This is a genomic window from Pseudomonas sp. GW821-FHT09H03 (assembly GCF_059415945.1).
In genome coordinates, this window is record NZ_JBWKOF010000030.1 from 1 (window position 1) to 25,500 (window position 25,500).

A 25,500-nucleotide genomic window follows, 5' to 3' on the forward strand; every position below is an offset into this window, starting at 1 on the left:
CGCGAAGGCGGTGCGTCAGTCGATAGATAGGTCGATTGACACACCGCCTTCGCGAGCAAGCCCGCTCCCACATTGGTTTTATCCTCAGTTCAATTGATCCAGCGGAACGTTTAGCCACCTATCAAGGTCGAGATTCATGTAAGCCCACCCATGGGTTTTATCTAGGAGGCTGCGATGCAAAAGTGGAAAATCACTTTCGTGGATGATCACGGTGAAACTGTCGACGAAGTCTTTGAGTGCGACGAGTGCCCGGATAATGAGCTCGCTGCCAAACTCATCAAGGCCCGGCTCCTTCCTGTTGCCGCCGAACTGGATCTGAACGATCTGGAAGGGCGAACCGCTGACGCCAGCGTCAAAAGCCTCAAGTCCCAGAACAGCATTCAAATCCTCGGAATCACTCCCGTCTGATTCAACTCTTGCGACATTCACGCCCAGACCTTGGCAGACGCTCTAACTTGAGGCTACTCTGCAAGCGAGATCAGCGAATGAATCGCTAAGGTCTGGTCTTGTAGCTCCATGCTTGTTTCCCGCCGGCACATCGGTTGCCGTCGCTCGCACCGTTCGGTTGCGGGCGCAGGGAGTACGGAAAGTCTATCCATCATTTGAGGAGGACGTTTCATGAGCACAGCCTATCAAGAAGACATCAGCAGCAGCGTGCTGCGCCGCATGAAAGAAGGCGGTTTTGACTTTTCCCGGTTCCATCCCATCGAGTTCTACGCCATTTTCCCGGACGAGGAGCGGGCACGCAGGGCGGCAGGGCATTACCGTGGTGAATCGCTGAATGCACAGATCAGTGTGCGTGATGACGGCGCCTGGGCGCTGGAGTTGAGCAAAGTCATGTATGCCACCTACGACGACATCGGCGATTTCGAGCAGGGGTTCGAAGCCGTGGTCGAGCCACTGGGCGGCATCATCGAAGGCTGGGGAGTGAAACAGGAGGTACGAGGGCGACTCGCATAAGCTTATGAACAGTAGCAGGCATCAGTAACGGCTGACCTTTTGGGTTGGCCGTTTTCGTTTATGAGCAAAAGATCGCAGCCTTGGGCAGGGCGATCAACTCTGACTATGCTGGAAACAGGCGACTACAGTGCCTTGCATTGGAGCGCAGCCAATGGGGTTGGGGCGTTTGCCGCACAGCAATGGTGCGGTGCTTTCGCGTTGATTATCCAACCGATTGAAATCAAAGCGATTCTGCCGATGGCACGGGCCTTGCGAAGGTCTGGATGTCCGGGTGACAAGGAGTACGGCATGAACCGCACTTATTTTGATGAAATGTACGATGCCGGCGGCCAGGTCCGCCCGCACTATCGGGAGTTTGCCCGTTGGCTTGCCGAGACGCCTGACGAGCTACTGGCCCAACGGCGACGCGAGGCCGATCTGCTGTTTCATCGCGCCGGGATAACCTTCACGCTCTACGGGGATGAGCAGGGCACCGAGCGCCTAATACCCTTCGATACCATCCCCCGCAGCATCCCTGCCAGCGAATGGCGTATCGTCGAGCGCGGCTGCATCCAGCGGGTCAAGGCGCTGAACATGTTCCTCGCCGACCTCTACCACGAGCAGCGCATCATCAAGGCCGGCATCATTCCGGCCGAGCAGGTGCTGGCCAACGAGCAATACCAGTTGGCAATGCAAGGGCTGGATCTGCACCGCGATATCTATTCGCACATCTCCGGCGTCGATCTGGTGCGCGATGGCGACGGCACGTATTACGTGCTCGAAGACAATCTGCGTACACCGAGTGGCGTCAGCTACATGCTCGAAGACCGCAAGATGATGATGCGCCTGTTCCCCGAGCTGTTCGCCGCGCAACGCATCGCGCCCATCGACCACTATCCGAACCTGTTGCTCGACACCCTGAAAAGTTCCAGCCCGATCGACAACCCGAGCGTGGTGGTGCTGACTCCCGGGCGCTTTAACAGTGCGTTCTTCGAGCATGCGTTCCTGGCCCGGGAAATGGGCGTGGAGCTGGTGGAGGGCGCGGATCTGTTCGTGCGTGACGACAAAGTGTTCATGCGCACCACCGACGGGCCGAAAGCCGTCGATGTGATTTACCGCCGCCTCGACGATGCGTTCCTTGATCCGCTGGCGTTCAATCCGGACTCGATGCTCGGTGTGCCGGGGCTGCTGTCGTCTTACCGATCCGGCAATGTCGTATTGGCGAATGCCATCGGCACCGGTGTGGCGGACGACAAGTCGGTGTATCCATTCGTTACCGACATGATCCGTTTTTACCTGGATGAAGAACCGATCCTGAAGAACGTGCCGACCTGGCAGTGTCGCAATCCTTCTGAACTGTCCCATGTGCTGGCCAATCTGCCGGAACTGGTGGTCAAGGAAACCCAGGGCTCCGGTGGTTACGGAATGCTGGTGGGGCCGGCGGCGACGGCGGCGGAAATCGAAGCCTTCCGCGCGCGCATCATCGCCAAGCCCCATGCCTATATCGCGCAACCGACGCTGTCGCTGTCGACCTGTCCGACCTTTGTCGAAAACGGCATTGCGCCGCGCCACATCGACCTGCGTCCGTTCGTCTTGTCCGGCCGCGAAACCCGGGTCGTACCCGGCGGCCTGACCCGTGTCGCCCTGCGCGAAGGTTCCCTGGTGGTGAACTCCTCCCAGGGCGGCGGAACCAAGGACACCTGGGTGGTCGAGGATTGAAGGAAGCCTGTCATGTTAAGTAGAACTGCCTCGGATCTGTATTGGATGTCACGTTACCTGGAGCGGGCGGAAAACCTCGCACGGATGCTCGACATCAGTTATTCGCTGTCGCTGATGCCACAGGATGGCCGTGGCGACGGGCTGCACGAACTGGCCATGCCGCTGTTGATTACCGGCACCCTGGACGATTACATCGAGCGGCACGGTGATTTGCACGCAGAGCGGCTGCTGCATTTCTTCGCCCTTGATGCGGCCAACCCGGCGAGCATTTACAGCTGCCTCGGCGCAGCGCGGGCCAGTGCCCATGCGGTGCGCGGGCGCATCACCGCCGACATGTGGGAGAACATCAACGCCACCTGGCTGGAGATTCGCGGGATTGCCGAGCAAGGCTTGAGTCGCTACGGCATGAGCCGTTTCTGCGAGTGGATCAAGGAACGTTCCCACCTGTTCCGGGGCGCGTCCTACGGCACCATCATGCGTAATGACGCATTCCGCTTCATTCGTCTGGGTACATTTATCGAACGGGCCGACAACACCTTGCGCCTGCTCGATGCCCGCTACGAAATGGCCGGCGATCAGGCTGAAGCGGTCAGCGACGGCACCGCCCATGCCTATTACCAGTGGAGTGCCTTGTTGCGGGCGTTGTCGTCGTTCGAGGCCTACACCGAAATCTACCGCGACGCTCCCGGCGCCCGACAGGTTGCCGAGTTGCTGTTGCTGCGGGCCGACGTGCCGCGTTCGTTGCGCGCCTGCACCGAAGAAATCGACCAGATCCTCGCCCAGCTGCCTGGAGCCAACGGCCGTCCGGCGCAACGCCTGGCCGCGGAGATCGACGCGCGCCTGCGCTACACCGGCATCCACGAAATTCTCGAAGAAGGCCTGCACGCCTGGCTGACCGAGTTCATCCCGCTGGTGCGCCAGTTGGGCAATGCCATACACAGTTCTTACCTGGAGGCGGCATGAGACTTTCCATTAGCCACGAGACCACCTATCAATACGAAGACAAGGTGCGGGCGAGCATCCAGTACCTGCGACTGACCCCTCACGACAGCGAGCGCCAGCACGTGCTCAGTTGGCAGCTCGACCTGCCGCGCCCGGTGCGCGCGCAACTCGATCCGTTCGGCAACATCCTGCATGTACTGACCATGGACGAACCCCATGAGGCCATCATCATTGGCGCCCGGGGCCAGGTGGACATTGATGAGCTGCGGGAGGCCGAGCACGAAAGCCAGTCGGCATTGCCGTTTTTGCGTTTCACCCGGCTGACAGAAGCCGACCAGGCCCTGCGCGCTTTCGCGCAAAAACAATGCAAGCAACGCCGAGATCGCACGGCGCTGATCGACTTGATGCATGGCCTGAATCAGTACATGACCTATACACCCGGCTCCACTGAAGTCGACACCAGCGCCGCCCAGGCTTTTGCCGGCCGTAGCGGCGTGTGCCAGGACCACACCCACGCGTTCCTCGCCTGCACCCGCAGCCTGGGCATCCCGGCGCGTTATGTGTCGGGGTATCTGTACAGTGAAAGCAGCGAGCACCTGGCCAGTCATGCCTGGGCCGAAGCCTGGCTGGATGACGCCTGGTACAGCTTCGACGTGACCAATGAACTGGCGCGTCCGGAACGGCACCTGAAACTGGCGGTGGGCCTGGATTACCTGGATGCCTGCCCGGTGCGCGGCATGCGCCGGGGCGGCGGAAGCGAGCAGATGCATGCCAAGGTACTGGTTTCGCCGACGCCGGTGGCACCGGTTGTTTCGGTGCAACAGCAGTAAGCGCACAACGACATCCGCGACACCAAGGACCTGTGGGAGCGGGCTTGCTCGCGAAAGCGGTGATCCAGTCGGCATCTTTGTTGGCTGATACACCGCTTTCGCGAGCAAGCCCGCTCCCACAGGTGCTACGGTCTGTCCCAATAGGGCACTTCGCCAAAACATTCGACGAAAAAATCGATGACCGTTCTGACCTTCACCGACAACCGTCGGCTGCCCGGCCAGAGCACGGCGATCTGCTGCGGTTCGAGGCTGTTGGATACCTGATAATCCCCCAGCACCGGCACCAGCGAGCCGTTTCGCACGGCGTCGCCGATCAGCCATGACGGAAACATCACCAGCCCCAGGCCCTGTTCGGCGGCCTGGGTCAGGGTGTCGGCATGGTTGCCGGTTATAGGCCCCGTCACCGAATAGGGTGTCCAGGCCTGCTGACCTTGACGGAAGAACCAGCGCTGCTGGCCGGCCGCGCCCTTGTAGGCCAGGCATTGATGAGCCACGAGATCGGCGGGGTGTTGCGGTATCCCGTATCGCGCAAGATAAGCCGGGCTCGCCGCCACCTGAAAGCGATGGGGTGCCAGAATCCGCGCCTGCATGCTCGAATCGGGCAACGGGCCGATGCGAAACAACAGGTCGGCGCCTTCCTGCAAGGGGTCGACATAATGGTCGGTCTGCTGGATATCCAGTTGCAGTTTCGGGTAGCGCTCGCACAAGCGACCCAGCCACGGCGTCAGGTGCCGTTGACCGAACACCACGGGCGCGTTGATCCGCACCAGCCCGCCGGGTTCGCTTTGCTGTTCCTGCAAGGCCTGTTCGGCTTCTTCCAGTTGAACCAGTACCAGTCGTGCATGGTGGCCGAGCATGCGTCCGGCTTCGGTGGGGGTGACGGCGCGTGTATGTCGGTAAAGCAGTTGCTGGCTCAGGGCCTGCTCCATCAACTGGATCTGTCGGGAGATCGAAGAGGGCGCCAGGCCTTCGCGGCGGGCCACTTCGGAAAAACTGCCGTGATCGAGCACTGCGACAAACAGCCGGAGCGCCTTGAATCCCAGTTCATTGAGGCCGTGCATGATTAGTCCCGCTGTGCGTTTTACGCAAAAGTGTTGTTGACATGCTCCCATTTATCGCACAGCGGCGCCAAACGATAATGCACACCTCTCTAATAACCAGCGCTCAACCCTGTGGGAGCCGGCCTGCCGGCGATGGCGTTGCCGGAATCGCCATCGCCGGAAGGCCGGCTTCCACAGTTCGAGCGATTACATGGGTTCTGTGCATGCAATCTTCTTCCATTGATCCCGCGGGCGTCGACACGATGCCCGCCACCCGGCCGGGGCTGCGCCTGCTGCTGTTGCCTCTGGTGATTCTCGCCGGCATGGGGCTATCCGTGGAGGCCGGCTTGCTCGGGCCCCTGGGTGTGCAGGTCGGCCATCTGTGGGCGACCTTAAGCATCTTCGGCGTCGGTTCGGCGATTCTGTTCTTGTTGTTGCTGTTCAGCGGCCCGCAACGCGGCCCGGCCCTCAGCGAACTGCCCCGCTGGCAATTGATCGGCGGCTTTCTCGGGCCGATGTACGTGGTCGTGCTGACCTTGGCCACGCCGCACATCGGTATCGCGATGACCATGATCGCGATTCTGTCCGGGCAGGTTGGTAAAAGCGTGTTGATCGACCACTTCGGCTGGTTCGGCGCCACCCGCAAGAAGGTCAACGGGCAACGTTGGCTGGCCTTGCTGTTGATTGTCGCGGCACTTGTCTTGATTGCTCGGGGTTGATGATGAATCTGATTATTCTGTTGGCCTTGGTGGTTGCCGCCGGTGCGGTGTTGAGTGTGCAGGCAGCGATCAATGGCCGGCTCGGTGAAACGGTCGGCGTGTTGCGCAGCAGTTTGCTGACCTTTGTGGTCGGGACTGTGACCACCGGGTTGCTGATCCTGTTTTTCGAACCGGCCCACGCCGTCAGTTTGCTCGATGTGCCGAAATGGCAGCTCGGCGGGGCGTTTTTCGGTGTGGTCTACATGATGGTGATGGTCGGCGCGGTGCCACGGGTGGGCACGGCGGTGGCGACCGTGGCGGTGATTGTCGGGCAACTGGGAATGGGCATGCTGATCGATAATTTCGGCTGGCTGGGCAATCCGCCGATCGAGTTGTCGGGCAACCGCATTCTGGCGATGGCGTGTCTGGCCCTGGCACTGCTGTTCATGTACCGCAGCAGCACCCGAGAGGCGTAACATCAATCCTGCACATACACATACCGAAGGAGTCAGAGTCATGATCGACAGCGAAAGTGTCTGCGATTGTCCAAAATGTTCCTGCAAACTCGGTGAGCATCCGATTGCCCGCCACGGCAAGCATTATTGCTGTGAAGCCTGCGCCAAGCACCATGAGCACGGCGAGGAATGCACCCATAAAGGCTGCAAGTGCGCCCATGGCGGATAGCAACCTTGCAGGAAAAAGTGGAGCCTGATTCGGCTCCACTTCCATTCTCAAGCTGTCATTGTCCAGCCGATCGCGGCGGCGCACCGTGCCCTGCAAGCGCCGGCCTTCGACGCGCAGTACCACAGTCCTGGTCTTCAATCCCCCCCTCGATCATGCGAAGCCAGGCGTCAGTTCGCCGGCCGCCACTTGACGTTCTCCACGCCGAATTTCTCTGCCATCGGCTTGCTGGTTTTTTGCACCTTTTCACGGCCAAAGCGAGGGATACGGCCAACCCCCGCATCACAGCTCGCCCAGTGCCAAGCCTCGGCATTATCCATTTTGTCCAGACGGATAATGAATGACTTGGGGACGCCATGAAGGGTGTACTCGATGACGAAAAGTTTTGCGCTGTTCATAAAGCCCTTGTTCCTCCCTGTGGTACATAGAAGGATCGCGGCCTGCGCGGAAAATTCATTCGAATTGGCGGGCGGTTACGGTTGCTGGCGACAAGTTCTATGTCCCGTTACCATGAGACATCTCCCACCTCCAATGAATATTGACCATGGCCCTTGCCGTGCCGCCAGACCTGAGCGATTTCGATGTGCCCGTGCAACCGCTGGCACGGACGTATCCGCGCGGCTTGTACATCGAACCCCATGAGCATGTCTGGGGCCAGTTACTGTACGCGATGAGCGGGGTGATGTGGGTCGAGACGCCACACGAGGCGTTGGTGGTGCCGCCGCAGCGGGCGGTATGGTTGCCGCCGGGGGTGCCTCACGGGATTCGCGTGGTGTCCGATTTGCAAATGCGCAACATCTACCTGCGACCGGCGTTGGCGGTGACGCTGGATGGCAGTGTGCAGGTGATCGAGGTGGGCGGGTTGCTGCGTGAATTGATCCTCGGGTTGGTGGAGCAGGGGAGCGACGGGGCGCCCGAGTATTACGAAGCCTTGGTCGGCCTGACCCTGCTGGAGCTGCAGCGGGCCAAGCGATCGCTGCTGAGAATCCCGCTGCCGGATGATTCCGATCGAAGACTGATGAACCTGTGCCAGGCCGTGATGGCCGCGCCGTCCCTCGACGTACCGTTTGAACAGCACGCGGAAAATGCCGGTGCCAGCGTGCGCACCCTGGCGCGGCTGTTCAAGGACGGTTTGGGCATGGGCTTTGCCGAGTGGCGGCGCCAGGTGCAGCTGGCGACAGCGGTAGCCGAATTGATCCAGGGTGTGCCGGTCAGCGGGATTGCCCGGGAGCTGGGCTATTCACCTAGCAGCTTCAGCGACATGTTTCGCCGTGAACTGGGCGTCGCGCCTTCGCAGTTTTCCACAGGGCAACGCCAAGGGTGACCCCCCGGCTTTGGCCGAAATTCAGAAGCACTTGGCCGATGCACACGGTTCTCACCCTTTAGACTCAGCGCAACTTCAATTGCCCCAAGGAGTCTGCCATGAGCTACCTCATCTCACTGGCCATTGGTCTGGGCGTCGGGTTGCTGTACGGCGCGCTGGATTTTCGTTCCCCGGCACCACCGGCCATCGCGCTGGTCGGCCTGCTCGGCATGCTTGCCGGCGAAAAGCTCTGGCCGATGGGCCGACAGCTGGCCGCTGGCTGGATCTCCTGAGACCTTCATCAACTTAATGGAAATGCCATGAAAGCACTGCAGTTTGACAGGACCGGCGATCTCTCGGCCCTGCGCTATGTAGAAGTTGCTACTCCTGTTCCCGGTGCCGATGAGGTATTGGTCGAGATCAAGGCCGCCGGACTCAACCCCAGCGATGTGAAGAATGTGCTGGGACGTTTTCCCTACACCACCTTGCCACGGATTCCCGGTCGGGATTTTGCCGGTGTGGTCGTGGCGGGTCCCGACGCATTGATCGGCAAGGAGGTGTGGGGCACCGGTCGGGAGTTGGGGTTCTTCGCCGACGGTTCCCATGCGCAGTTCGTCAAGCTGCCGGCAGGCGGCGTGGCCCAAAAGCCCGGCAACCTGAGCTTTGCCCAGGCCGCGAGCATCGGCGTGCCGTACACCACGGCGTGGGATGCACTGGAGCGCAGCCTGGTAACTACCGGAACCCGCTTGCTGGTCATAGGCGGTGGTGCGGTCGGCAGCGCAGCCCTGGCGCTGGCCAAGGTAAGGGGTGCCGAGGTGCTGGCGGCGGCACGGCGCCCGGAGCAGGTCAAGGATTTGCAGGAGCAGGGGTACCCGACTATCCAGCTGGATAAACCCGAGGACCTGGGCGCGCAAGTCAATGCTGTGTATGCCGGCGGCGCCGAGGTGATTTTCGACACCACGGGTTTCTGGTTGCCGGCTTCGGTGGCGGCGTTGGCCACCTTCGGCCGCATCGCGATCATTGCCGCGCCCGTAGATGGCCATGTGCAATTGCCGGCCCTAGCGCTGTACCGCAAGGGCGGTTCGGTGGTGGGGGTCAACACCTTGCTGTATGGCGTGCAAGCCTGCGCGGCGATGCTCGATCAGTTCGGCCGGTATTTTGATCAGGACTTGCTGCCGTTGCCCCAGGGGTTGGTCGAGTCGCCACTGGCCGAAGGGCTGGAGCGCTATGGCGAGGTCAATCAGGGCTCGGGCGGCAAAGTGATCCTGCTGCCCTGACCCGATCTGTGTGCGGGAGCGGGCTTGCTCGCGAAAGCGGTGTGTCAGCCAATCGAGATGTCGATCGGGTCACCGCCTTCGCGAGCAAGCCCGCTCCCACACCGGTTAGGTGTAATACCCCGCATGGGCTTGCTGTAGAATCCATGGCACTGACTTCACGAGGTGTGTTCCATGAGCGAGCCGATTCGCCTGACCCAATACAGCCATGGCGCCGGTTGCGGCTGCAAGATTTCCCCCCAGGTGCTGGAGGTGATTCTGGCCGGCAGCGGGGCGCAGAACCTGGACCCGAGGCTGTGGGTCGGCAACGCCTCGCGTGATGATGCGGCGGTGTATGCCATCGACGAAGAGCGCGGCGTGGTCTCGACCACTGATTTCTTCATGCCGATTGTCGACGACCCCTTCGATTTCGGCCGCATTGCCGCCACCAATGCCATCAGCGATATCTACGCCATGGGCGGTGATCCACTGATGGCGATCGCCATTCTCGGCTGGCCGGTGAACGTACTGGCACCGGAGGTTGCCCGGGAGGTGATTCGTGGCGGGCGTGCGGTGTGCGATGCGGCAGGGATTCCATTGGCCGGTGGGCACTCCATCGACGCACCGGAACCGATCTTCGGTCTGGCCGTCACCGGGTTGGTGGAAAAACGTCACATGAAGCGCAATGACACCGCCACTGCCGGTTGTCTGCTCTATCTCACCAAACCCCTGGGTATTGGCATCCTCACCACCGCCGAAAAGAAGGGCAAGTTGCGCCATGCCGATATCGGCCTGGCCCGCGACTGGATGTGCACCCTGAACAAACCCGGCAGCCGTTTCGGCAAGCTCGACGGCGTGACCGCGATGACTGACGTCACCGGTTTCGGCCTGCTCGGGCACCTGGTGGAAATGGCCGATGGCAGCCAGCTCACCGCACGCATCGACTATGACCGCGTTCCGCGCCTGCCGGGGGTCGAGTATTACCTGGAACAGGGTTGCGTGCCGGGGGGTACGCTGCGCAACTTCGACAGCTACGCCAGTAAGCTGGGGCGTCTGCAGGAACTGCACAAACGTGTGCTGTGCGATCCGCAGACCAGCGGCGGGCTGCTGATTGCGGTGACGCCACAAGGCAATGCGCAGTTCCTCTCGGTCGCCGCCGAACTGGGCCTGGCGCTTGAGCCGATCGGTGAACTGGTCGAGCGACAGAGCAACGCGGTCGAGGTGTCCTGATGTCTGTCGACTGCACCGATTACCGCGACATTTTCCTCAACGATCGGCCGATGATGGATGCCCGCGCGCCGATCGAGTTTCTCAAAGGTTCGTTCCCTGGGGTGGTCAATCTGCCGTTAATGAACGACCACGAACGGCAGCGCATCGGCACCTGCTACAAGCAGCACGGCCAGCAAGCGGCAATCGTCATGGGGCATCAGTTGGTGTCCGGGCAGATCAAGGCTGAACGCATCCAGGCTTGGGCAGACTTTACCCGCGCCCATGCCGATGGGCTTTTGTACTGTTTTCGTGGCGGCTTGCGCTCGCAGATCGTTCAGCAATGGCTGAGGGACGAGGCCGGCATCGACTATCCGCGGGTCGGTGGTGGTTACAAGGCGATGCGTACGTTCCTGCTCGATACCCTCGATCAAGCGATTACCCAGTGCGATTTCGTCTTGTTGGGCGGCATGACCGGCACCGGCAAAACCGAGGTGCTCACGCAGTTGCGTAACGGCCTGGACCTTGAAGGGCACGCCAACCATCGCGGCTCCAGTTTCGGCAAGCGGGCTACCGGCCAACCTTCCAATATCGACTTCGAAAACCGTCTGGCGATAGACGTGCTGAAGAAGCGCGCCCAGGGCATTGGCCAATTCGTGCTGGAAGACGAAAGCCGCGCGGTCGGCAGTTGCGCGTTGCCGCTGCCGTTGTATCAGGGCATGCAGCAGTTTCCGATGGTCTGGCTGGAAGACAGCTTGCAAGGGCGGGTCGAGCGGATCTTGCGCGATTACGTGGTGGACTTGAGTGCCGAGTTCATCGGTGTACATGGCGAGGAAGGTTTTGCGCTGTTCTCAGAGCGTTTGCTTGAAAGCCTGAACAATGTGCAGAAGCGCCTGGGCGGTGAACGTCATCGGCGCATGCTGGTGTTGATGGAGGACGCGCTGGCGGAGCAGGCCAGGAGTGGTTCGGTGGACCTGCATCGGGGCTGGATCGAAGGTTTGCTGAGCGAGTATTACGACCCGATGTATGCGTTTCAACGCGAGAAGAAAGGCATGCGGATCGAGTTCGCGGGGGAGCACGGGGCGGTTCTGGAATACTTGCGTGAGCGGGGCAGTCGGCGGGAGTGATGGTGGTCTTGCCGGCGCAATCCCTTGTGGGAGCGAGCCTGCTCGCGATGGCGGCGTGTCGGACGACATCGATGTTGGATGTGCCGGCCTCATCGCGAGCAGGCTCCCACAGTGGTTTATTGGGTGACCGTGGGTTTTGATCACACACGCTGACCCTGTGGGAGCGAGCTTGTTCCGGGCGGCGATCCGACGAAAGATGCGCCGCAGGACTCAGGTCGGACAGGTTTCCTGGCCATTATCCAGGCCTTGCTTGTAGATGTGGCTTTGCAGGCTGGCCTTGCCGTTCTGCCAGGTCAGCGTGAGCACGTATAGCGAGTCGTAGTCGCTGGACTCCCAGTCCTCGGCGATTATCATTTCCTTGCCAACGGCTTCACCGGCGACCTTGTTGATCAGGTCGGGCAGATAGCCGTGGGACCAGGCGGTATAGATGACCGAGTTGTGGTACTTGTCGTGCAGCAGTTCATCGGCCAGGTCGCTGGTGTCATTGGCCGAGAAGTTGATGTTCACGGGCAACCCGAGCTTGATGGCGGCGGGGCTGATGGTCATCAGTGGGCGAATGTAGCTGTAGGAATTGTCCAGCTCGCCTTCCTCGACATTGCGCGTCGGGTTCGCGGCGAACACGTAATTGGCCTTGCCGAATTTTTCCGGCAGCAAGGTAGCCAGGTCGATGGCGCGGTTCAGGCCCTGGCAATTGAGCTGGCCCAGGCCGCCAGCGGGTTTCTCCCCGTGGCGCAGGAATACCAGGGTCTGGGTGCCATCCATCGGTTGCGCGCGAGTCTTGCTGGACTCCAGCGCCAGAAACAACGCGGTGGTCACCAGCAGTGCAGGCAAAAAGAAGTAAGCGCGATGTTTGAAGCGCTTGGCGAATTTGAAAAAGTTGATCATTGGATGTCGGTCTTCAGCGCAATTCTGTTAAGGCTGACAAACCTTTACACGGCGAACTTCCAGCGTCGCGTGTTTTCCATGTCGTTGAAGCGGTCAATTAGAGCCCATGAAACCCATTTGGTTCTATGCCCGGCCGAGCGCGCAATTTACCGGTAACCTTCAATGGGTTCTAGCACAGGTTATTGACAGGATGTTGCGAAATTATGGACAAGGTACACCAGTAGGAACTGCCGAAGGCGGCGATCTTTTGATTCTATTCATCAGTAATGTTGATAACGCCAAAAGGTCGTGCGAATGAGGCAGCTACATTATGCTCATCCATCTCAATGTCTTCGTGGATCCATCCCATGCCTGATCTGTCCGCATTCCCCATCACCAGCAAATGGCCAGCCCGCTACCCGGAGTGGATTCAGCTGTACTCGTTGCCCACCCCCAACGGCGTCAAGGTTTCGATCATGCTCGAAGAGATCGGCCTGCCTTACGAGCCTCACCGTGTAGGTTTCGACACCAACGACCAGATGTCTCCCGAGTTTCTCTCGCTGAACCCCAACAACAAGATTCCGGCGATCCTCGATCCCCATGGCCCGGACGATCAGCCGCTGGCATTGTTCGAGTCCGGGGCGATTCTGATCTATCTGGCCGACAAGAGCGGGCAACTGCTGGCCCAGGAGTCGGCAGCGCGTTATGAAACCATTCAGTGGCTGATGTTCCAGATGGGCGGGATCGGCCCGATGTTCGGCCAGCTCGGCTTTTTCAACAAATTTGCCGGCAAGGACTACGAAGACAAGCGCCCCCGCGACCGCTACGTCGATGAAAGCAAACGCCTGCTCAAAGTCCTCGATGGTCGCCTCGAAGGGCGCGACTGGATCATGGGCGAGCGCTACACCATTGCCGACATCGCAACCTTTCCCTGGGTGCGTAACCTGATCGGCTTCTATGAGGCTGGCGATCTGGTGGGTATCCAGGATTTCCCTAACGTCACGCGGGTGCTGCAGCGTTTCCTGGCGCGGCCGGCAGTGATACGCGGTCTGGAAATTCCCAAACCCGTCTCTAACTGACACCGCCGCTCCCACAAGGGGGACTCTGCTCAGGCAATGAACGGCCGAATGCCGTGGTGTTTGAAATACCGCTCGATCACCTTGGGGTCCGAGCAGGTTTCGGCACTCGCCACATAGGTATCCGGGCGCAACAGGTAAAACCCGTTGCGCCCAAGTCCTGCCGCTTCAAATGCCGGCCGCCAGGCGAACACATGCAGTGGCAGATGGTGTTCATTGCACCAGGCGATCATCTCGTCGCTGGTGTCGCCATAGACGTGCACTTGCCAGGTCAGGCACTTCAGCGATTCGTAATTATCCCCCTCGCCGTCGTGGGCCCAGGGCAGGCGGTCGCCTCCATGAACGTGGCCGGCAACGCCCGCGCTCAGGGGCATCGCGCGATAGTTCAGGGTGATTTGCGACACTGTTCGAAAGAGAAACTCGCGGGAGGTTTCGAACGACGCCATTTTCGGAATCACGAAGGGCGCCAGGCGTGTGCGTAACAGGTCGGCGACGGGGCCTTCAGCGGTGACGAAGGTGAACACCCGGTCCGTGGTCGCCACCAGTTTGCGGGCAAACGCCATGCGTTCGGTTTCATAGGTGTCGAGCAGTCTGGCTTCGGCACCGCCAGTCAATACCGCCGCAAGTTTCCAGGCCAGGTTGATCGCATCGCCAATCCCGGTATTCATGCCCTGGCCGCCCGCCGGACTGTGGACATGGGCGGCATCGCCCAACAGGAACGCGCGGCCGCCGCGAAAGTGATCCGCCACCCGATGATGCACCCGGTAGGTGGAGAACCAGTTCAAGTGCTCGATCTGCACTTTCATATGTTCGATGGCGCGGCTGCTGACATCTTCGAAACGCAGGGTCTCGGCGTGTTCGGCACGCTCATCACGAACGGTACCGATCAAGCGGGCACGTCCCGCACCCGCCAGCGGGAATACGGCGAGGAAGTCTGCCTCATCAAGATCCACATGCAGTTCGCCGTTGAACGTCGGGCCGCTGCCCTGCACATCGGCAACGTAGAAAATCTGTTGGTAGGTACCGCCGGGAAACCCGGTGTCCAGGGTCTTGCGCACCCTCGAGCGGGCACCATCGCAACCGGCCAGGTAGCAGGCCTGGCAGATTTCCTGCTGGCCATCAGGCAGGCGCAGTGTGGCCGTGACGCCGTCATTGGTTTGCTCGAAACCCTGCAGTTCGGTATTGCGCTCCACGGTGATGCCGAAGGTTTCCAGGCGTTCGATCAGCAGCCGTTCATGTTCGTCCTGGGGAAAAATTTCGAGGAATGCGTATGGCGTCAGTCCCTCGCCGATGCGGCTCAGGGGCAGGTGTGCCAGCGGCTCGCCCTTGACCCAGAAGTTGGCGGCTGCCACCCGATGGCCATTTTCCACCACGGCCTCGGCCAGGCCGAGCTGGCGGTACAACTCCAGTGTCCGCGCCTGCACGGCCAGCGCCCGGGACGTGGTGCCGGGCGCGGAGGTCTTGTCGAGAATCCGCACGCGAACCCCCAGCTTGCTCAACCACAGCGCCAGGACCAGCCCGGTAGGGCCGGCGCCGATGATCAACACGTCGCTACGCTGCATGGGCCTGTCCTCTTTGCTTGTGCATCAGTATGGTCCAGTCGCGCATGGGAGCCAGTTCGCCTGCCCAACGGGGCGGTGCGGCGGTCCGACAAGCCCCCTCGCCACAAAGTGTGTTGCCCAGCTTAAGTGAACGGCATTATCTGCCCGCAGGGGACTTTCAGAAGTCGATAGTGCCCGACAGCTTCGCCGAGCGTGGTTCGCCCTGGGTCAGGTAGCCGCCCTGGGCCGACTCCCAGTAGTCCTTGTTGGCCACGTTCTCGACACCCAAGCGTACGGTCACGTCTTTTTCCTGGACCTTGAAGGCGTAACGGGCGCCGACATCGAAGCGGTTCCAGGTCGGCAGGCTGAGGTTGTTTGCCGCGTCGGCGTACTGGCCGCCGGTGCGCAACATCCGACCGCTCAGCGCTACGCCTTGCATGCCGGGCACATCCCAATCCACGCCAGCGTTGAACTGGAAGCTGGGAACGCCAACCGCCTGGTTGCCGTCGTTGAGGCCGTCCTGGGTGTTTTTAAGTTCGGTGTCCATCACGGTTACGCCGCTGAGCAGGCGCAGACCGTCAATCGGCTCGCCGAAGACATTCAATTCAACGCCTTTGTTGATCTGTTCGCCATCGTGTACGAACACGGCGGTGCTGTCGTCGATGACCTGGGTATAACCATCGGCCGGCTGTTCGATGCGGTACACGCCCAGGGTCGCGCCGTAGGTGCCCATGTCGACTTTTACGCCGGCTTCGACCTGCTTGGTGCGCGACGGTGCAAAGACTTCATTGCCGTTGACCACGACTCGCGAGCCGGAGGTGGTCGGTGCTGTCGGCCCCTTGGTCAGACCCTCGATACGGTTGGCGTAGAACGACACGTGGTCCCATGGTTTGAACACGATGCCGTACACCGGAGTCGTGATCGACTCATCGTAGTTGGAAGTACGGCTTCCGGTGTCATAGTCATAGCCTTGCACAACCAGCTGTTGGCGGCGTACGCCAAGGGTTATCAGCAGGCGATCATCGATAAACCCCAGGGTGTCGGACATTGCGACGCTGCGCATGAAGGATTTACCGGTGATGCCCGGGTCACCCAGGTCCCCGCCAGAGTAACCGCCCCCAGGCGCCGGAACGTCGATCGGGTCGTAGATGTTGTTCGGGTAATCGTTCTGGTCGAAATCGTAGGCGTTGCGCTGTTCGGTCCAGATCCCGGCCAGGCCGAAATTGAGCCGGTGGCTGACGGCTCCAGTGTTGAAGGTGCCATTGAGACCCGCCATGGCGCTGGTGTTGTCCTCTTCATGGGGAATGTAAGAACCGCTGGTCACCGAACTGCCATCGTTGCCCACCAGGGTGGTGGAGTCGTAGTTGCCGACTTCTCGGGTGTGCTTGGCACCCGCGGCGGCGTAAGCGGTCCAGCTGTCGTTCAGGTCGTACTCGGCACGCAGCATGCCCAAGGTGTCTTCGATCTCGCTGAAGCCCCACTTCTGCGCATAGTTGGTGTCGGCCGATGGTGCATCCGGAATGTCGGTGGCGTCGCCGATATTGACCGAGCTGCGCCCGCCATTGACCCGTTCTTTGGAATAGATGAAGTCGCCGGAGAGGCGCAGGGCGTCGCCGCGGTAATCAAGGCCGAGGGCGAAAAGCTTGGAGCGCTGGTTCTCGTCATCGATGGCAGTGTCGCCTTCGCGTTGTGACAGGTTGATACGTGCACCGAAGCGGTTGTCCTCGCCAAAGCGCTGGCCGATATCCAGGTGCTGGCCGATGCGCCCGTCGTCGCTGATGTCCGTGGTGAACCGCTGCAACGGCACGTCACCGGCGCGCTTGGGTTGCAGGTTGACGCCGCCGCCGATACCGGAGCCGGTCGGGGTGACGCCGTTGATGAAGGCGTTTGGCCCCTTGAAGACTTCCACTCGCTCCACGGCATCGGTGGAAATGATCTGCCGCGGCAGGATGCCGTAAAGGCCATTCAAGGAAATGTCGTCGCCGTAGAGGGGCAGGCCGCGAATCATGAAGCTCTGGGCCTGGTTGGAGTACCCGGAGGCCTGACGCACCGATGAATCGTTGAGCAGCACGTCGCCGACTGTTTCGGCTTGCTGGTCGCGGATCAATTCTTCGGTGTAGGACGTCATGCTGAACGGTACGTCCATGATGTCCTGGTTGCCCAGCACACCCAGTTGGCCGCCGCGTGCGACCTGACCGCCGCTGTACACCGGGGGTAATTGTGACGGTGTGGGAGCCTGGGCGTCGATGTTGACGTTGCCCAGCACCAGCGGTTGGCCTTCAGCCTGGGATGTATCGGCAGGTGCGGCGTGAGCCGTCACGTTGAGGGAGCAAAACAGGGTGAGTAGCGTCGGGCGAAAAAAAAAGCCGAGTCGGGCGAAAGGTTTCATGCATGGTCCTGGCGGCGCGCCGCCGATGAAAAAATAAAGGGCCGGCGCGGGACTCCTTGCGCAAATACGACTCCACGCGCAAATGATAGTCGTTATCAATAATGTCGCGAAATGCGTTTTCTGCGAGGTATAGGGGCAATTTCTGCCAGCGCAGAAACCTGAGGAACCGTGGCTGGGCAATTTCAGCGGCATGAACGGCAAACTTTGGGCACGGTCATAGCCTGCGCCATACCATTGGTCGTATGGTTTACCTGGCTCAACGGATTTGATGGAACGACATGCAAGCCAAACGATTTATTTCATGCGTCGCCGTATTACTGGTACTGGCCGGCTGCGGCAGCCAACGGACCCAGGAGGCCGCTGTGCGCAATCCGGCCGAAGTGAAGGCCGAAATCGTCCGCCTGCTGCCGGCCAAGACGGTCGACCGCCAAGGCTGGGCCACCGACATTCAGGCGGCATTTGCTGCGCAGAACATCTCGCCGACCACGCAAAACCTCTGCTCGGTGCTGGCCGTAACCGAGCAGGAGTCGACCTTTCAGGTCGACCCGTCGGTGCCGGGGCTGGGCAAGATCGCCCGTGACGAGATCGACCGCCGTGCGGCCAAGGCGCATGTTCCTGGCCTGCTGGTCAGCGCAGCGTTGCAGTTGAAGGCTCCCGGCGGCAAAAGCTATAGCGATCGCCTGAATGCGGCACGCAGTGAGAAGGAATTGAGCAGGATTTTCGATGATTTCATCAACATGGTGCCCATGGGGCAGACGCTGTTTGGCGGTTTCAACCCGGTGCATACCGGCGGGCCGATGCAGGTCAGCATCGATTTCGCCGAACAGCAAGCCAAGGGTTATCCGTATCCGGTGAACGGCTCGATCCGCCAGGAAGTGTTCAGCCGACGCGGTGGCATGTATTTCGGTATCGCCCATTTACTCGGTTACCCGGTGAGCTACCAGCAGCCGTTGTATCGTTTCGCCGATTTCAATGCCGGCTGGTACGCCAGCCGCAATGCCGCATTCCAGAGTGCGGTGAGCCGGGCTTCGGGCAAAACCCTGGCACTGGATGGCGATCTGGTGCTCCATGGTTCAATCATGCCCGGGACCACGGAGTTGGCCGTGCGCAGTCTTGGCAAGCAACTGGACATGCGCAATCCGACGATCCGCGCGCAACTGGAGCAGGGCAATAGTCTGGCGTTCGAGAACACGAAGCTGTATCAGCGGGTCTTTGCGCTGGCCGAAAAGGCCGAAGGTCGATCACTGCCACGGGCGGTATTGCCGGGAATCGAGCTGAAAAGCCCGAAGATCACCCGCAAACTCACCACGGCCTGGTTCGCCAAGCGGGTCGATGAGCGTTATCAGCGCTGTATGGCGCGGGCGAAGTGACATTAGCTAGTTGCAGACGTAAAAAACCCGGCTGATGAGGCTGATGCTGCTCACTTAAGCTGGGTACACACTTGTGGCGAGGGGGCTTGTCGGACCGCCGCACCGCCCCGTTGGGCTGCGGATCAGCCGTAAAACCATTACACGCGGTGTACCTGATACACCACGGTGGCAGGTTTTGGGGCCGCTCCGCGGCCCAACGGGGGCAAGCCCCCTCGCCACAAGTGTGTACCCAGCATAAGTGGACAGCATCAGGCTGATAAAGCCGGGTTTTCCTTGAGTGCCGCAGTGAAGCCCCACATTCAGGCAGTGCGGTTCTGGATCAGTCGATCAGAACCACCTTCAGCCACACGATTCTCGATCAGTCGATCAGAACCACCTTCAGCCACACGATTCTCGATCAGGCGATCAGAACCACCTTCAGCCACACGATTCTCGATCAGGCGATCAGAACCACCTTCAGCCACACGGCTTTCAATCAGACGATCCGAGCCGCCTTCAGCGACCACAGGTTGAGCAGAGGTAGCGGCGAAAGCGTTAACTGCAAAAACCGAGAAAGCGATGCAGAGAAGGACCTGGCGTTTCATGATGGTGTGCTCCGGGGTGTTATGGGTTGGTATGGAGCAGATGTTACGCCGCGGATTTTTTATGAGAACTTCATTGCGCTGATGGTGACCATCGACAGCAATGATAGGACCCATGCCTTGGCGCACCTGGCGATGATGATGCGGTCGTCGGATGGCCAGGGCAGGGCCGATGGGGCCTTCTACACTGATCGGCATTGGCGCGACCGCAGTCTGCAAGGAGAGGTTTATGTATCAGCTCTACGGCCATCAGAATTCCGGCGCCGCGGCGATAGAGGCAGCTCTGGAGCTGTGTGAAATCCCTTATCGTTTTATCGATGTCGAGTCATCTGTGCAGGCGGCACAGGCGCTGGAGAAGCTCAACCCGCTCAAGCAGATTCCGACGTTACAGCTCCCCGACGGCAGCGTCCTGACCGAGAGTGCGGCGATCCTGATTCACCTCGGGCTGACATTTCCCGCTTCGGGGCTGTTGCCGCAAGATCCCGCCGAACGCGACCAGGCCATCCGCGGCATGGCCTACATCGTCAGCAATTGCTATGCGGCCATTGGCGTGATCGATTACCCGGAGCGCTGGCTGTCCACGACGGATGAAGCGTCAAGGCAAAACCTCATGGCCGGTGCGCGCAAACGCCTGCATTGGAGTTGGGACGTGTTTGCCGATCAGTTTTCCGGCGAGTTGTACCTGGGGGGCGAGACACCCGGGGCGCTGGATGTGCTGGCGGCGGTGATATCGCGGTGGGCCGGTAGCCGCGAGCATTTGCGCAGTGCCCGGCCGGGTTTTTTCGCCTGGCTTGAGCGAATCGACCGCCATCCCGTATTGGCGCCGGTGTTTGCCCGGCATTGGCCCGCTTGATCAGCATGAAACCACTGTAGGAGCCCGGCTTGCCGGCGATGGCATGTGCAAGATCGCCATCGCTGGCAAGCCAGCTGCCACAGGGGAACGATCAGATAACGGCTGTGGCTGACCCATGCGTAGACGCCTCGGCTTGGGCGAGGCCATTCAATTACAGAGGGGGCGTGTCATTCGCCGCGGATGTACTGTTCCAGCTGGCGAATCAATTCGGCCTGTTCGGCAATCGCTTCCTTTACCAGGTCGCCGATCGACAGCAGACCGATGAGCTTGCCACCTTCCACCACCGGCAGGTGACGCAGGCGTCTGTCGGACATGATGCCCAGGCAAGTGTCCACGGTTTGATGGGTATCGACGGTGATCACCGGCGATACCATGATATCGCGCACCGGCGTGCCCACCGAAGAGCGGCCATGCAGCACCAGTTTGCGCGCATAGTCGCGCTCGCTGATGATGCCCAGCACCTCGTCATTTTCAACCACCAGCAAGGCACCGACGTTTTTCTCGGCCATCTTCATCAGGGCTTCGAGCACCATGTGATCGGGTTTGATCTGGTGCACTTCCTGATTCTTCTGATCTTTGAGCTTGAGCAATTGAGCGACGGTTTTCATGGTGGTTACTCGGGTGTTGTCGTTGTTCATGAAGAATCGTAGACACAGGCGCTGAGGGCAAGGGCGAAAGCGGCAGATAACACGCAAAAAACGGCATTCAGCGGTTTTTCTGCAGTAAACCGCCCATTGGCGAGGGGGACTTGCCTGTGCGAGGGGGCTTGCCTGTGGCGAGGGGGCTTGCCTGTGGCGAGGGGGCTTGCCCCCGTCGGGCTGCGAAGCAGCCCCCTAAAATGTCCCAGCACCAAAGATCTTGTGAGTGCTGCGCACTCAAGCGGGGGCAAGCCCCCTCGCCACAGGGGATCGACCTGCGCGCTATTGCGGTCCATGACAGGTAGAATCCCCCTCTGAATCAAATCTGAGGTTGCAGTGGTGGATTTACAGCAGGGCTTCGTCCTGACCCGGCATTGGCGCGATACCCCGGCCGGCACCGAAGTCGAGTTCTGGCTGGCGACCGATGCCGGTCCCCGGTGCATCCGCCTGCCTCATCAACCGTCGGTGGCGTTCATCCCGGCCCAGCAACGGCAGCAGGCCGAGGCGCTGTTGCAGGGCGAGAAGAATGTCGAACTCAAAGCCCTGGCCCTGGAGGATTTCGAACATCGTCCCGTCCTGGGCCTGTACTGCCAGCAGCATGGACAGTTGATGCGCCTGGAAACTGCGCTGCGCAGGGCCGGTGTCGAGGTGTTCGAGGCCGACGTGCGGCCGCCGGAGCGCTACATGATGGAGCGATTCATCACCGCTCCCGTGGTTTTTACCGGTACACCGAACGACAAGGGCGTGCTGCTCGACGCCCAGATGAAAGCCGACCCCGACTATCGGCCGAACCTCAAACTGGTCTCCCTGGACATCGAGACCACGGCACAGGGCGAGTTGTACTCCATTGCCCTGGAAGGCTGCGGCGAGCGTCAGGTGTACATGCTCGGTCCGCCCAATGGTGACGATAGCGAGGTGGATTTCCAGCTTGAGTACTGCGACTCCCGTACCTTGCTGCTGAAAAAGCTCAACCAATGGTTTGCCCGTTTCGACCCCGACGCGATCATTGGCTGGAACGTCGTGCAGTTCGATCTGCGCATCCTGCATGAGCACGCAAGACGCCTGGCCGTGCCCCTGAAACTGGGGCGTGGCGGCGAGGAAATGCAGTGGCGCGAACATGGCAGCGGCAATCATTACTTCGCCTCGGCGGCAGGCAGGCTGATCATCGACGGCATCGAGTCCCTGCGTTCGGCGACCTGGAGCTTCCCCTCGTTCAGCCTGGAAAACGTCGCCCAAACCCTGCTCGGCGAGGGCAAGTCGATCGCCACGCCGTACCAGCGCATGGACGAAATCAACCGCATGTTCGCCGAGGACAAACCGGCGCTGGCCAAGTACAACCTCAAGGACTGCGAACTGGTGACACGGATTTTCGCCAAGACCCAGTTGCTGACCTTCCTGCTGGAACGCGCCAGCGTCACCGGTCTGCCGGCCGATCGCAGCGGTGGTTCGGTGGCGGCGTTCACTCATCTGTATATGCCGTTGATGCATCGCCAGGGGTTTGTCGCGCCAAACCTCGGCGGCAAACCACCGCAAGCCAGCCCCGGTGGTTTTGTCATGGACTCGCAACCGGGGTTATACGAATCGGTGCTGGTGCTTGACTACAAAAGCCTCTATCCGTCGATCATCCGCACCTTCCTGATCGACCCGGTGGGGCTGATCGAAGGGCTCAGGCTTCCGGATGACAGCGAGTCGGTCCCGGGGTTTCGCGGGGCGCGGTTTTCGCGCACCCGACATTGTCTGCCGGCCATCGTCGCGCGGGTCGCCGAGGGTCGGGAAACCGCCAAGCGCGAGCACAACGCACCGCTGTCCCAAGCGCTGAAGATCATCATGAACGCGTTCTACGGCGTGCTCGGCTCCAGCGGTTGTCGCTTCTTCGATACGCGGCTGGCGTCGTCCATCACCTTGCGTGGTCACGAGATCATGCTGCGTACCCGCCAGTTGATCGAAGCCCAGGGCCACGCGGTGATCTATGGCGACACCGACTCGACGTTTGTCTGGTTGCGTCGCGCTCACGGTCAGCAGGAAGCCGCACAGATCGGTCATGCGCTGGTGGACCACGTCAATCAGTGGTGGCGCGAACATGTGCAGCAGGAGTACGGCCTGCAAAGCGTCCTGGAATTGCAGTTCGAAACCCACTACAAACGCTTTTTGATGCCAACCATTCGCGGCGCGGAAGAGGGCAGCAAGAAGCGCTATGCCGGGCTGGTGACGCGCGCCGATGGTAGCGAAGAAATGGTCTACAAGGGCCTGGAAACCGTGCGCACCGACTGGTCGCTGCTGGCCCGGCAATTCCAGCAGGAGCTGTACTCGCGGATCTTCCAGCGCAAACCCTATCAGGATTACGTGCGCGACTACGTGCGCAAGACGCTGGTCGGGGAGTTCGATGACCGGCTGATCTACCGCAAACGCCTGCGCCGTACCCTGGACGACTATCAGCGTAACGTGCCGCCCCACGTGCGCGCGGCGCGGATCGCCGACGACTACAACGATCTTCAGGGCCGCCCGCGTCAATACCAGAACGGCGGATGGATCAGCTACGTGATCACCGTCGCGGGCCCCGAGCCGCTGGAAATTCGCAGCGCACCCATCGATTACGACCACTACATCACCCGGCAGCTGCAACCGGTGGCGGACGCGATTCTGCCGTTTGTCGACGACGATTTCTCAACCCTGATTGGTGGGCAACTGGGCCTGTTTTAAGTCCATCAACGACAACGTCCAGGCATCCAGAATGCCGTGAAAATAGCGGTCCAGAGCCTGGTGGAACGGACTATCCCGGACTGCTACCTCGGCGAACAGCGTCATCGATGAGTGAAATTTCAGGTCATCCGGATGGCCGAAAATCGCTGCAACCGAGCGCTGCTGGATGTTAAGCACTTCCTGAGTGCAAGTGCGTAACCTTGCACCCAGCAAGGGATGATCCAGATAGGCCTGGGCTTCTTCCCGCGAGTGAATGGCAAAGTGCCGGGACATCTCACTGCCGCCCAGCCCGGCAAACTGCGGGAAGATGAACCACATCCAGTGACTGCGCTTGTGACCGGTACCTAACTCGGCCTGGACCCGGTCGAATACCGGGTCCTGCGCCTGTATGAAGCGTTGCAGGTTAAAGGTGTCCAGCGGATCGGTGCTTCTCATGACGAAGCTCTCTGACAGGCTGTATTGGCTTAGACCATGGCCGACGGCTGTTTGCGTTGTGGCGCACGAAAAGCTTGGTCCAGCGCCTCCAGATCCCCGGCCTCAAGTTGAAAATCCGCCGCGTGGGCGTTGAGTCGTACATGTTCGGGGCTGACCGCCTTGGGGATGGCGATCACTCCATCCTGACGCACAATCCAGGCCAGCGCTATCGGTGCCGGCGTCACCGATGATCGATTGATGCTTGCCGACACTGCACTTTTTTGAATTGAGCGGCTCTATCCATGGGCAGCCTGCGGCGATCCCCACCGTTGGCCCATGCCAAGTTCAAGACCCCATGGCTCAAGCTTTACCTGTTATCAGCGCTCTGTTGCGAAAGCATTGCTGGCTGCCGGCCGGCCTGGCGATCTTGCTTTTTGCCGGCTGCAGCCAGCAGCAGGGCAGCGATATCTTCACTCAGATGCGCGAAGGCAAGCCCCAGGAGTTTCTGCAAACCAGCGTCGACCGCATGGCGACCCTGGCGATGCGCGACAATCTCGACAGCCTCTACCGGATCATGGGCAAGCTTTACCTGCGCAACCCCGACGAGCTGAAAAAATCCGGTTTCCTCGATGTCCGCACCGCAGTCAAGCAAGTGCGCCTGGCCATCGAGCAGGAGCAACCGCTGCCCACCCTGGGTGGCAAAAAGGACCTGGCGGCCCTGCGCTTTGCCATGAGCCCGGAGTTTCTCGGTGACCGGGTCGGGGCCTTCATCTATGCCATCGGCAGCATGCTGGTCACGGCCCACGGCAATCGCCTTGAGTTTTACATGACAGACGCGATCAACCCGACCTTCGTCAGTAACGCCGCGCGCAATATCGAGATAGCCACCTGGATTCTGAGCCAGCGGCAAAACAGGGAGGGCCAGCCCTTGCTGTTCTCCAATGAAATCTCGGAGGAGGGCAGCAACCTGAGTTTTGCCGTGGAGTTCGGCAAGATCGTCGCGCGCCTGGACTTGCTGACCCAGATGCTCGACGAGCGTTATCGGCGCATTGGCTTGAATTACGCGCAGAGCCTGTTGTTCCTCAATTTCCTGCCGGTCCAGTGAAAATCCCCTGTGGGAGCGTAATGCTGTTCACTTTGGGTTAGAGGGCTCCAGGTGGATATTTGGATTAGGTGTATATCCATCCCTGCGGTAACGGCCACTTATGGTTTCGCTCTTACAGCGAGTCACTTGGAAAAGCCCCAAGTAACCAAGGGCACTTGCCCCTGACGTTCGGTGCCTCGCCTAGGCTCGGCATGCCCTCGCTCCGGTCCTGCTCCGTGGGCCCGCCGCGAT

The 25,500-nt window shown here is 60.5% G+C and carries 25 protein-coding genes and 2 pseudogenes; 18 read left to right on the forward strand and 9 right to left on the reverse strand.

From position 1 onward, the window contains the following. The first annotated feature begins 174 nt into the window (after window positions 1–174). The 5 genes from AC07OG_RS25995 (at window position 175) to AC07OG_RS26015 (ending at window position 4,430) form a co-directional block, all read left to right on the forward strand. Window positions 175–408, forward strand: a complete 234-nt coding sequence (locus AC07OG_RS25995) for a hypothetical protein (RefSeq protein WP_060541567.1) — start codon at window positions 175–177, stop codon at window positions 406–408. 210 nt (window positions 409–618) lie between these two features. Further along, on the forward strand, window positions 619–960 hold the full coding sequence (locus AC07OG_RS26000; protein WP_060541568.1) for a ribonuclease E inhibitor RraB: 342 nt from the start codon (window positions 619–621) through the stop codon (window positions 958–960). Window positions 961–1,248: 288 nt separating this feature from the next. Continuing rightward, on the forward strand, window positions 1,249–2,658 hold the full coding sequence (locus AC07OG_RS26005) for a circularly permuted type 2 ATP-grasp protein (RefSeq protein ID WP_495068481.1): 1,410 nt from the start codon (window positions 1,249–1,251) through the stop codon (window positions 2,656–2,658). A 12-nt stretch (window positions 2,659–2,670) separates the two neighbouring features. Then, a complete protein-coding gene (locus AC07OG_RS26010) occupies window positions 2,671–3,621 on the forward strand; it encodes an alpha-E domain-containing protein (protein WP_060541570.1) in 951 nt (316 codons plus the stop codon). Further along, complete coding sequence (locus AC07OG_RS26015; protein ID WP_060541571.1) at window positions 3,618–4,430, forward strand: transglutaminase family protein; 813 nt, start codon at window positions 3,618–3,620, stop codon at window positions 4,428–4,430. Before AC07OG_RS26010 ends, AC07OG_RS26015 begins: the two co-directional genes overlap by 4 nt. A 125-nt stretch (window positions 4,431–4,555) precedes the next feature. Here AC07OG_RS26015 and AC07OG_RS26020 read toward each other — a convergent pair whose 3' ends face one another. Then, entirely contained in the window at window positions 4,556–5,491 is a 936-nt protein-coding gene (locus AC07OG_RS26020) for a LysR family transcriptional regulator (protein ID WP_495068482.1), read from the reverse strand. A 203-nt stretch (window positions 5,492–5,694) separates the two neighbouring features. On the opposite strand from AC07OG_RS26020, the gene AC07OG_RS26025 reads away from it, so the two are divergent. From AC07OG_RS26025 to AC07OG_RS26035, 3 genes are read left to right on the forward strand one after another with little or no spacing between them, the layout of a single operon-like run. Beyond that, the gene (locus AC07OG_RS26025) at window positions 5,695–6,189 is read left to right on the forward strand and encodes a DMT family transporter (RefSeq protein WP_060541573.1); all 495 of its coding nucleotides are present in this window, start codon (window positions 5,695–5,697) and stop codon (window positions 6,187–6,189) included. Between the two features lie 2 nt (window positions 6,190–6,191). Continuing rightward, window positions 6,192–6,644 (forward strand): DMT family transporter, encoded by a 453-nt coding sequence (locus tag AC07OG_RS26030; protein WP_060541597.1) that lies wholly within the window; start codon window positions 6,192–6,194, stop codon window positions 6,642–6,644. A gap of 40 nt (window positions 6,645–6,684) precedes the next feature. Continuing rightward, window positions 6,685–6,852, forward strand: coding sequence for a metallothionein (locus AC07OG_RS26035; protein WP_495068483.1), 168 nt, complete (start codon window positions 6,685–6,687; stop codon window positions 6,850–6,852). A gap of 167 nt (window positions 6,853–7,019) precedes the next feature. On the opposite strand, the gene AC07OG_RS26040 is transcribed toward AC07OG_RS26035, so the two are convergent. Next, window positions 7,020–7,247 (reverse strand): DUF6555 family protein, encoded by a 228-nt coding sequence (locus tag AC07OG_RS26040; protein ID WP_060541575.1) that lies wholly within the window; start codon window positions 7,245–7,247, stop codon window positions 7,020–7,022. 146 nt (window positions 7,248–7,393) lie between these two features. On the opposite strand from AC07OG_RS26040, the gene AC07OG_RS26045 reads away from it, so the two are divergent. The 5 genes from AC07OG_RS26045 to mnmH all read left to right on the forward strand — a co-directional run bounded on the left by AC07OG_RS26045 (window position 7,394) and on the right by mnmH (window position 11,738). Then, window positions 7,394–8,173: an AraC family transcriptional regulator gene (locus AC07OG_RS26045; protein ID WP_060541576.1), complete on the forward strand. Its 780-nt coding sequence runs from the start codon at window positions 7,394–7,396 to the stop codon at window positions 8,171–8,173. 98 nt (window positions 8,174–8,271) lie between these two features. After that, window positions 8,272–8,445 (forward strand): DUF1427 family protein, encoded by a 174-nt coding sequence (locus AC07OG_RS26050; RefSeq protein WP_082457527.1) that lies wholly within the window; start codon window positions 8,272–8,274, stop codon window positions 8,443–8,445. A 27-nt stretch (window positions 8,446–8,472) separates the two neighbouring features. Next, entirely contained in the window at window positions 8,473–9,429 is a 957-nt protein-coding gene (locus AC07OG_RS26055; protein ID WP_495068484.1) for a quinone oxidoreductase family protein, read from the forward strand. A gap of 171 nt (window positions 9,430–9,600) precedes the next feature. Beyond that, window positions 9,601–10,635, forward strand: a complete 1,035-nt coding sequence (gene selD, locus AC07OG_RS26060) for a selenide, water dikinase SelD (protein ID WP_060541578.1) — start codon at window positions 9,601–9,603, stop codon at window positions 10,633–10,635. Beyond that, entirely contained in the window at window positions 10,635–11,738 is a 1,104-nt protein-coding gene (mnmH, locus tag AC07OG_RS26065; RefSeq protein ID WP_495068485.1) for a tRNA 2-selenouridine(34) synthase MnmH, read from the forward strand. The genes selD and mnmH overlap by 1 nt, the downstream gene beginning before the upstream one ends. A 210-nt stretch (window positions 11,739–11,948) precedes the next feature. On the opposite strand, the gene AC07OG_RS26070 is transcribed toward mnmH, so the two are convergent. After that, window positions 11,949–12,623: a histidine phosphatase family protein gene (locus AC07OG_RS26070; RefSeq protein WP_495068486.1), complete on the reverse strand. Its 675-nt coding sequence runs from the start codon at window positions 12,621–12,623 to the stop codon at window positions 11,949–11,951. Window positions 12,624–12,970: 347 nt separating this feature from the next. Between AC07OG_RS26070 and AC07OG_RS26075 the strand changes: the two genes are divergently transcribed. Next, on the forward strand, window positions 12,971–13,681 hold the full coding sequence (locus AC07OG_RS26075; RefSeq protein ID WP_060541581.1) for a glutathione S-transferase family protein: 711 nt from the start codon (window positions 12,971–12,973) through the stop codon (window positions 13,679–13,681). A gap of 29 nt (window positions 13,682–13,710) precedes the next feature. Here AC07OG_RS26075 and AC07OG_RS26080 read toward each other — a convergent pair whose 3' ends face one another. Then, window positions 13,711–15,240: an FAD-dependent oxidoreductase gene (locus AC07OG_RS26080; RefSeq protein WP_495068487.1), complete on the reverse strand. Its 1,530-nt coding sequence runs from the start codon at window positions 15,238–15,240 to the stop codon at window positions 13,711–13,713. 157 nt (window positions 15,241–15,397) lie between these two features. Further along, window positions 15,398–17,608 carry a TonB-dependent receptor gene (locus tag AC07OG_RS26085; RefSeq protein ID WP_495068488.1) on the reverse strand — a complete coding sequence of 737 codons (2,211 nt, stop codon included), beginning with the start codon at window positions 17,606–17,608 and terminating at the stop codon, window positions 15,398–15,400. A 278-nt stretch (window positions 17,609–17,886) separates the two neighbouring features. Between AC07OG_RS26085 and AC07OG_RS26090 the strand changes: the two genes are divergently transcribed. Beyond that, entirely contained in the window at window positions 17,887–18,978 is a 1,092-nt protein-coding gene (locus AC07OG_RS26090; protein WP_495068489.1) for a DUF1615 domain-containing protein, read from the forward strand. Between the two features lie 302 nt (window positions 18,979–19,280). Here AC07OG_RS26090 and AC07OG_RS26095 read toward each other — a convergent pair. Beyond that, window positions 19,281–19,562, reverse strand: a pseudogene (locus AC07OG_RS26095) (phage infection protein); the annotation flags it as partial. 226 nt (window positions 19,563–19,788) lie between these two features. Between AC07OG_RS26095 and AC07OG_RS26100 the strand changes: the two are divergent. Continuing rightward, the gene (locus tag AC07OG_RS26100; protein ID WP_060541585.1) at window positions 19,789–20,412 is read left to right on the forward strand and encodes a glutathione S-transferase; all 624 of its coding nucleotides are present in this window, start codon (window positions 19,789–19,791) and stop codon (window positions 20,410–20,412) included. Between the two features lie 167 nt (window positions 20,413–20,579). Here the strand turns inward: AC07OG_RS26100 and AC07OG_RS26105 are convergent, their stop codons facing one another. Beyond that, on the reverse strand, window positions 20,580–21,020 hold the full coding sequence (locus AC07OG_RS26105; protein WP_007976812.1) for a CBS domain-containing protein: 441 nt from the start codon (window positions 21,018–21,020) through the stop codon (window positions 20,580–20,582). Between the two features lie 369 nt (window positions 21,021–21,389). Between AC07OG_RS26105 and AC07OG_RS26110 the strand changes: the two genes are divergently transcribed. Further along, window positions 21,390–23,750: a DNA polymerase II gene (locus AC07OG_RS26110; RefSeq protein ID WP_495068490.1), complete on the forward strand. Its 2,361-nt coding sequence runs from the start codon at window positions 21,390–21,392 to the stop codon at window positions 23,748–23,750. Here the strand turns inward: AC07OG_RS26110 and AC07OG_RS26115 are convergent. After that, window positions 23,715–24,185: a DUF1810 domain-containing protein gene (locus tag AC07OG_RS26115; protein WP_495068491.1), complete on the reverse strand. Its 471-nt coding sequence runs from the start codon at window positions 24,183–24,185 to the stop codon at window positions 23,715–23,717. The genes AC07OG_RS26110 and AC07OG_RS26115 overlap by 36 nt on opposite strands. Before the next feature lie 29 nt (window positions 24,186–24,214). Then, window positions 24,215–24,418, reverse strand: a pseudogene (locus AC07OG_RS26120) (aldo/keto reductase); the annotation flags it as partial. 101 nt (window positions 24,419–24,519) lie between these two features. Here AC07OG_RS26120 and AC07OG_RS26125 point away from each other — a divergent pair. Then, the gene (locus AC07OG_RS26125; protein ID WP_060541589.1) at window positions 24,520–25,269 is read left to right on the forward strand and encodes a hypothetical protein; all 750 of its coding nucleotides are present in this window, start codon (window positions 24,520–24,522) and stop codon (window positions 25,267–25,269) included. The last annotated feature ends 231 nt before the right edge of the window (window positions 25,270–25,500 follow it).

Excerpts from the sequence above, each read along its gene's own strand:
- AC07OG_RS26085 (WP_495068488.1), bottom strand. The coding sequence starts at position 17,608 with ATGAAACCTTTCGCCCGACTCGGCTTTTTTTTTCGCCCGACGCTACTC.
- AC07OG_RS26100 (WP_060541585.1), top strand. The coding sequence starts at position 19,789 with ATGTATCAGCTCTACGGCCATCAGAATTCCGGCGCCGCGGCGATAGAG.
- AC07OG_RS26045 (WP_060541576.1), top strand. The coding sequence starts at position 7,394 with ATGGCCCTTGCCGTGCCGCCAGACCTGAGCGATTTCGATGTGCCCGTG.
- AC07OG_RS26105 (WP_007976812.1), bottom strand. The coding sequence starts at position 21,020 with ATGAAAACCGTCGCTCAATTGCTCAAGCTCAAAGATCAGAAGAATCAG.
- AC07OG_RS26050 (WP_082457527.1), top strand. The coding sequence starts at position 8,272 with ATGAGCTACCTCATCTCACTGGCCATTGGTCTGGGCGTCGGGTTGCTG.
- AC07OG_RS26030 (WP_060541597.1), top strand. The coding sequence starts at position 6,192 with ATGAATCTGATTATTCTGTTGGCCTTGGTGGTTGCCGCCGGTGCGGTG.
- AC07OG_RS26010 (WP_060541570.1), top strand. The coding sequence starts at position 2,671 with ATGTTAAGTAGAACTGCCTCGGATCTGTATTGGATGTCACGTTACCTG.
- AC07OG_RS26125 (WP_060541589.1), top strand. The coding sequence starts at position 24,520 with ATGGCTCAAGCTTTACCTGTTATCAGCGCTCTGTTGCGAAAGCATTGC.
- AC07OG_RS26025 (WP_060541573.1), top strand. The coding sequence starts at position 5,695 with ATGCAATCTTCTTCCATTGATCCCGCGGGCGTCGACACGATGCCCGCC.
- AC07OG_RS26115 (WP_495068491.1), bottom strand. The coding sequence starts at position 24,185 with ATGAGAAGCACCGATCCGCTGGACACCTTTAACCTGCAACGCTTCATA.
- AC07OG_RS26070 (WP_495068486.1), bottom strand. The coding sequence starts at position 12,623 with ATGATCAACTTTTTCAAATTCGCCAAGCGCTTCAAACATCGCGCTTAC.
- AC07OG_RS26005 (WP_495068481.1), top strand. The coding sequence starts at position 1,249 with ATGAACCGCACTTATTTTGATGAAATGTACGATGCCGGCGGCCAGGTC.
- AC07OG_RS25995 (WP_060541567.1), top strand. The coding sequence starts at position 175 with ATGCAAAAGTGGAAAATCACTTTCGTGGATGATCACGGTGAAACTGTC.
- AC07OG_RS26000 (WP_060541568.1), top strand. The coding sequence starts at position 619 with ATGAGCACAGCCTATCAAGAAGACATCAGCAGCAGCGTGCTGCGCCGC.
- AC07OG_RS26055 (WP_495068484.1), top strand. The coding sequence starts at position 8,473 with ATGAAAGCACTGCAGTTTGACAGGACCGGCGATCTCTCGGCCCTGCGC.
- AC07OG_RS26090 (WP_495068489.1), top strand. The coding sequence starts at position 17,887 with ATGCAAGCCAAACGATTTATTTCATGCGTCGCCGTATTACTGGTACTG.
- mnmH (WP_495068485.1), top strand. The coding sequence starts at position 10,635 with ATGTCTGTCGACTGCACCGATTACCGCGACATTTTCCTCAACGATCGG.
- AC07OG_RS26075 (WP_060541581.1), top strand. The coding sequence starts at position 12,971 with ATGCCTGATCTGTCCGCATTCCCCATCACCAGCAAATGGCCAGCCCGC.
- selD (WP_060541578.1), top strand. The coding sequence starts at position 9,601 with ATGAGCGAGCCGATTCGCCTGACCCAATACAGCCATGGCGCCGGTTGC.
- AC07OG_RS26015 (WP_060541571.1), top strand. The coding sequence starts at position 3,618 with ATGAGACTTTCCATTAGCCACGAGACCACCTATCAATACGAAGACAAG.
- AC07OG_RS26020 (WP_495068482.1), bottom strand. The coding sequence starts at position 5,491 with ATGCACGGCCTCAATGAACTGGGATTCAAGGCGCTCCGGCTGTTTGTC.
- AC07OG_RS26040 (WP_060541575.1), bottom strand. The coding sequence starts at position 7,247 with ATGAACAGCGCAAAACTTTTCGTCATCGAGTACACCCTTCATGGCGTC.
- AC07OG_RS26035 (WP_495068483.1), top strand. The coding sequence starts at position 6,685 with ATGATCGACAGCGAAAGTGTCTGCGATTGTCCAAAATGTTCCTGCAAA.
- AC07OG_RS26080 (WP_495068487.1), bottom strand. The coding sequence starts at position 15,240 with ATGCAGCGTAGCGACGTGTTGATCATCGGCGCCGGCCCTACCGGGCTG.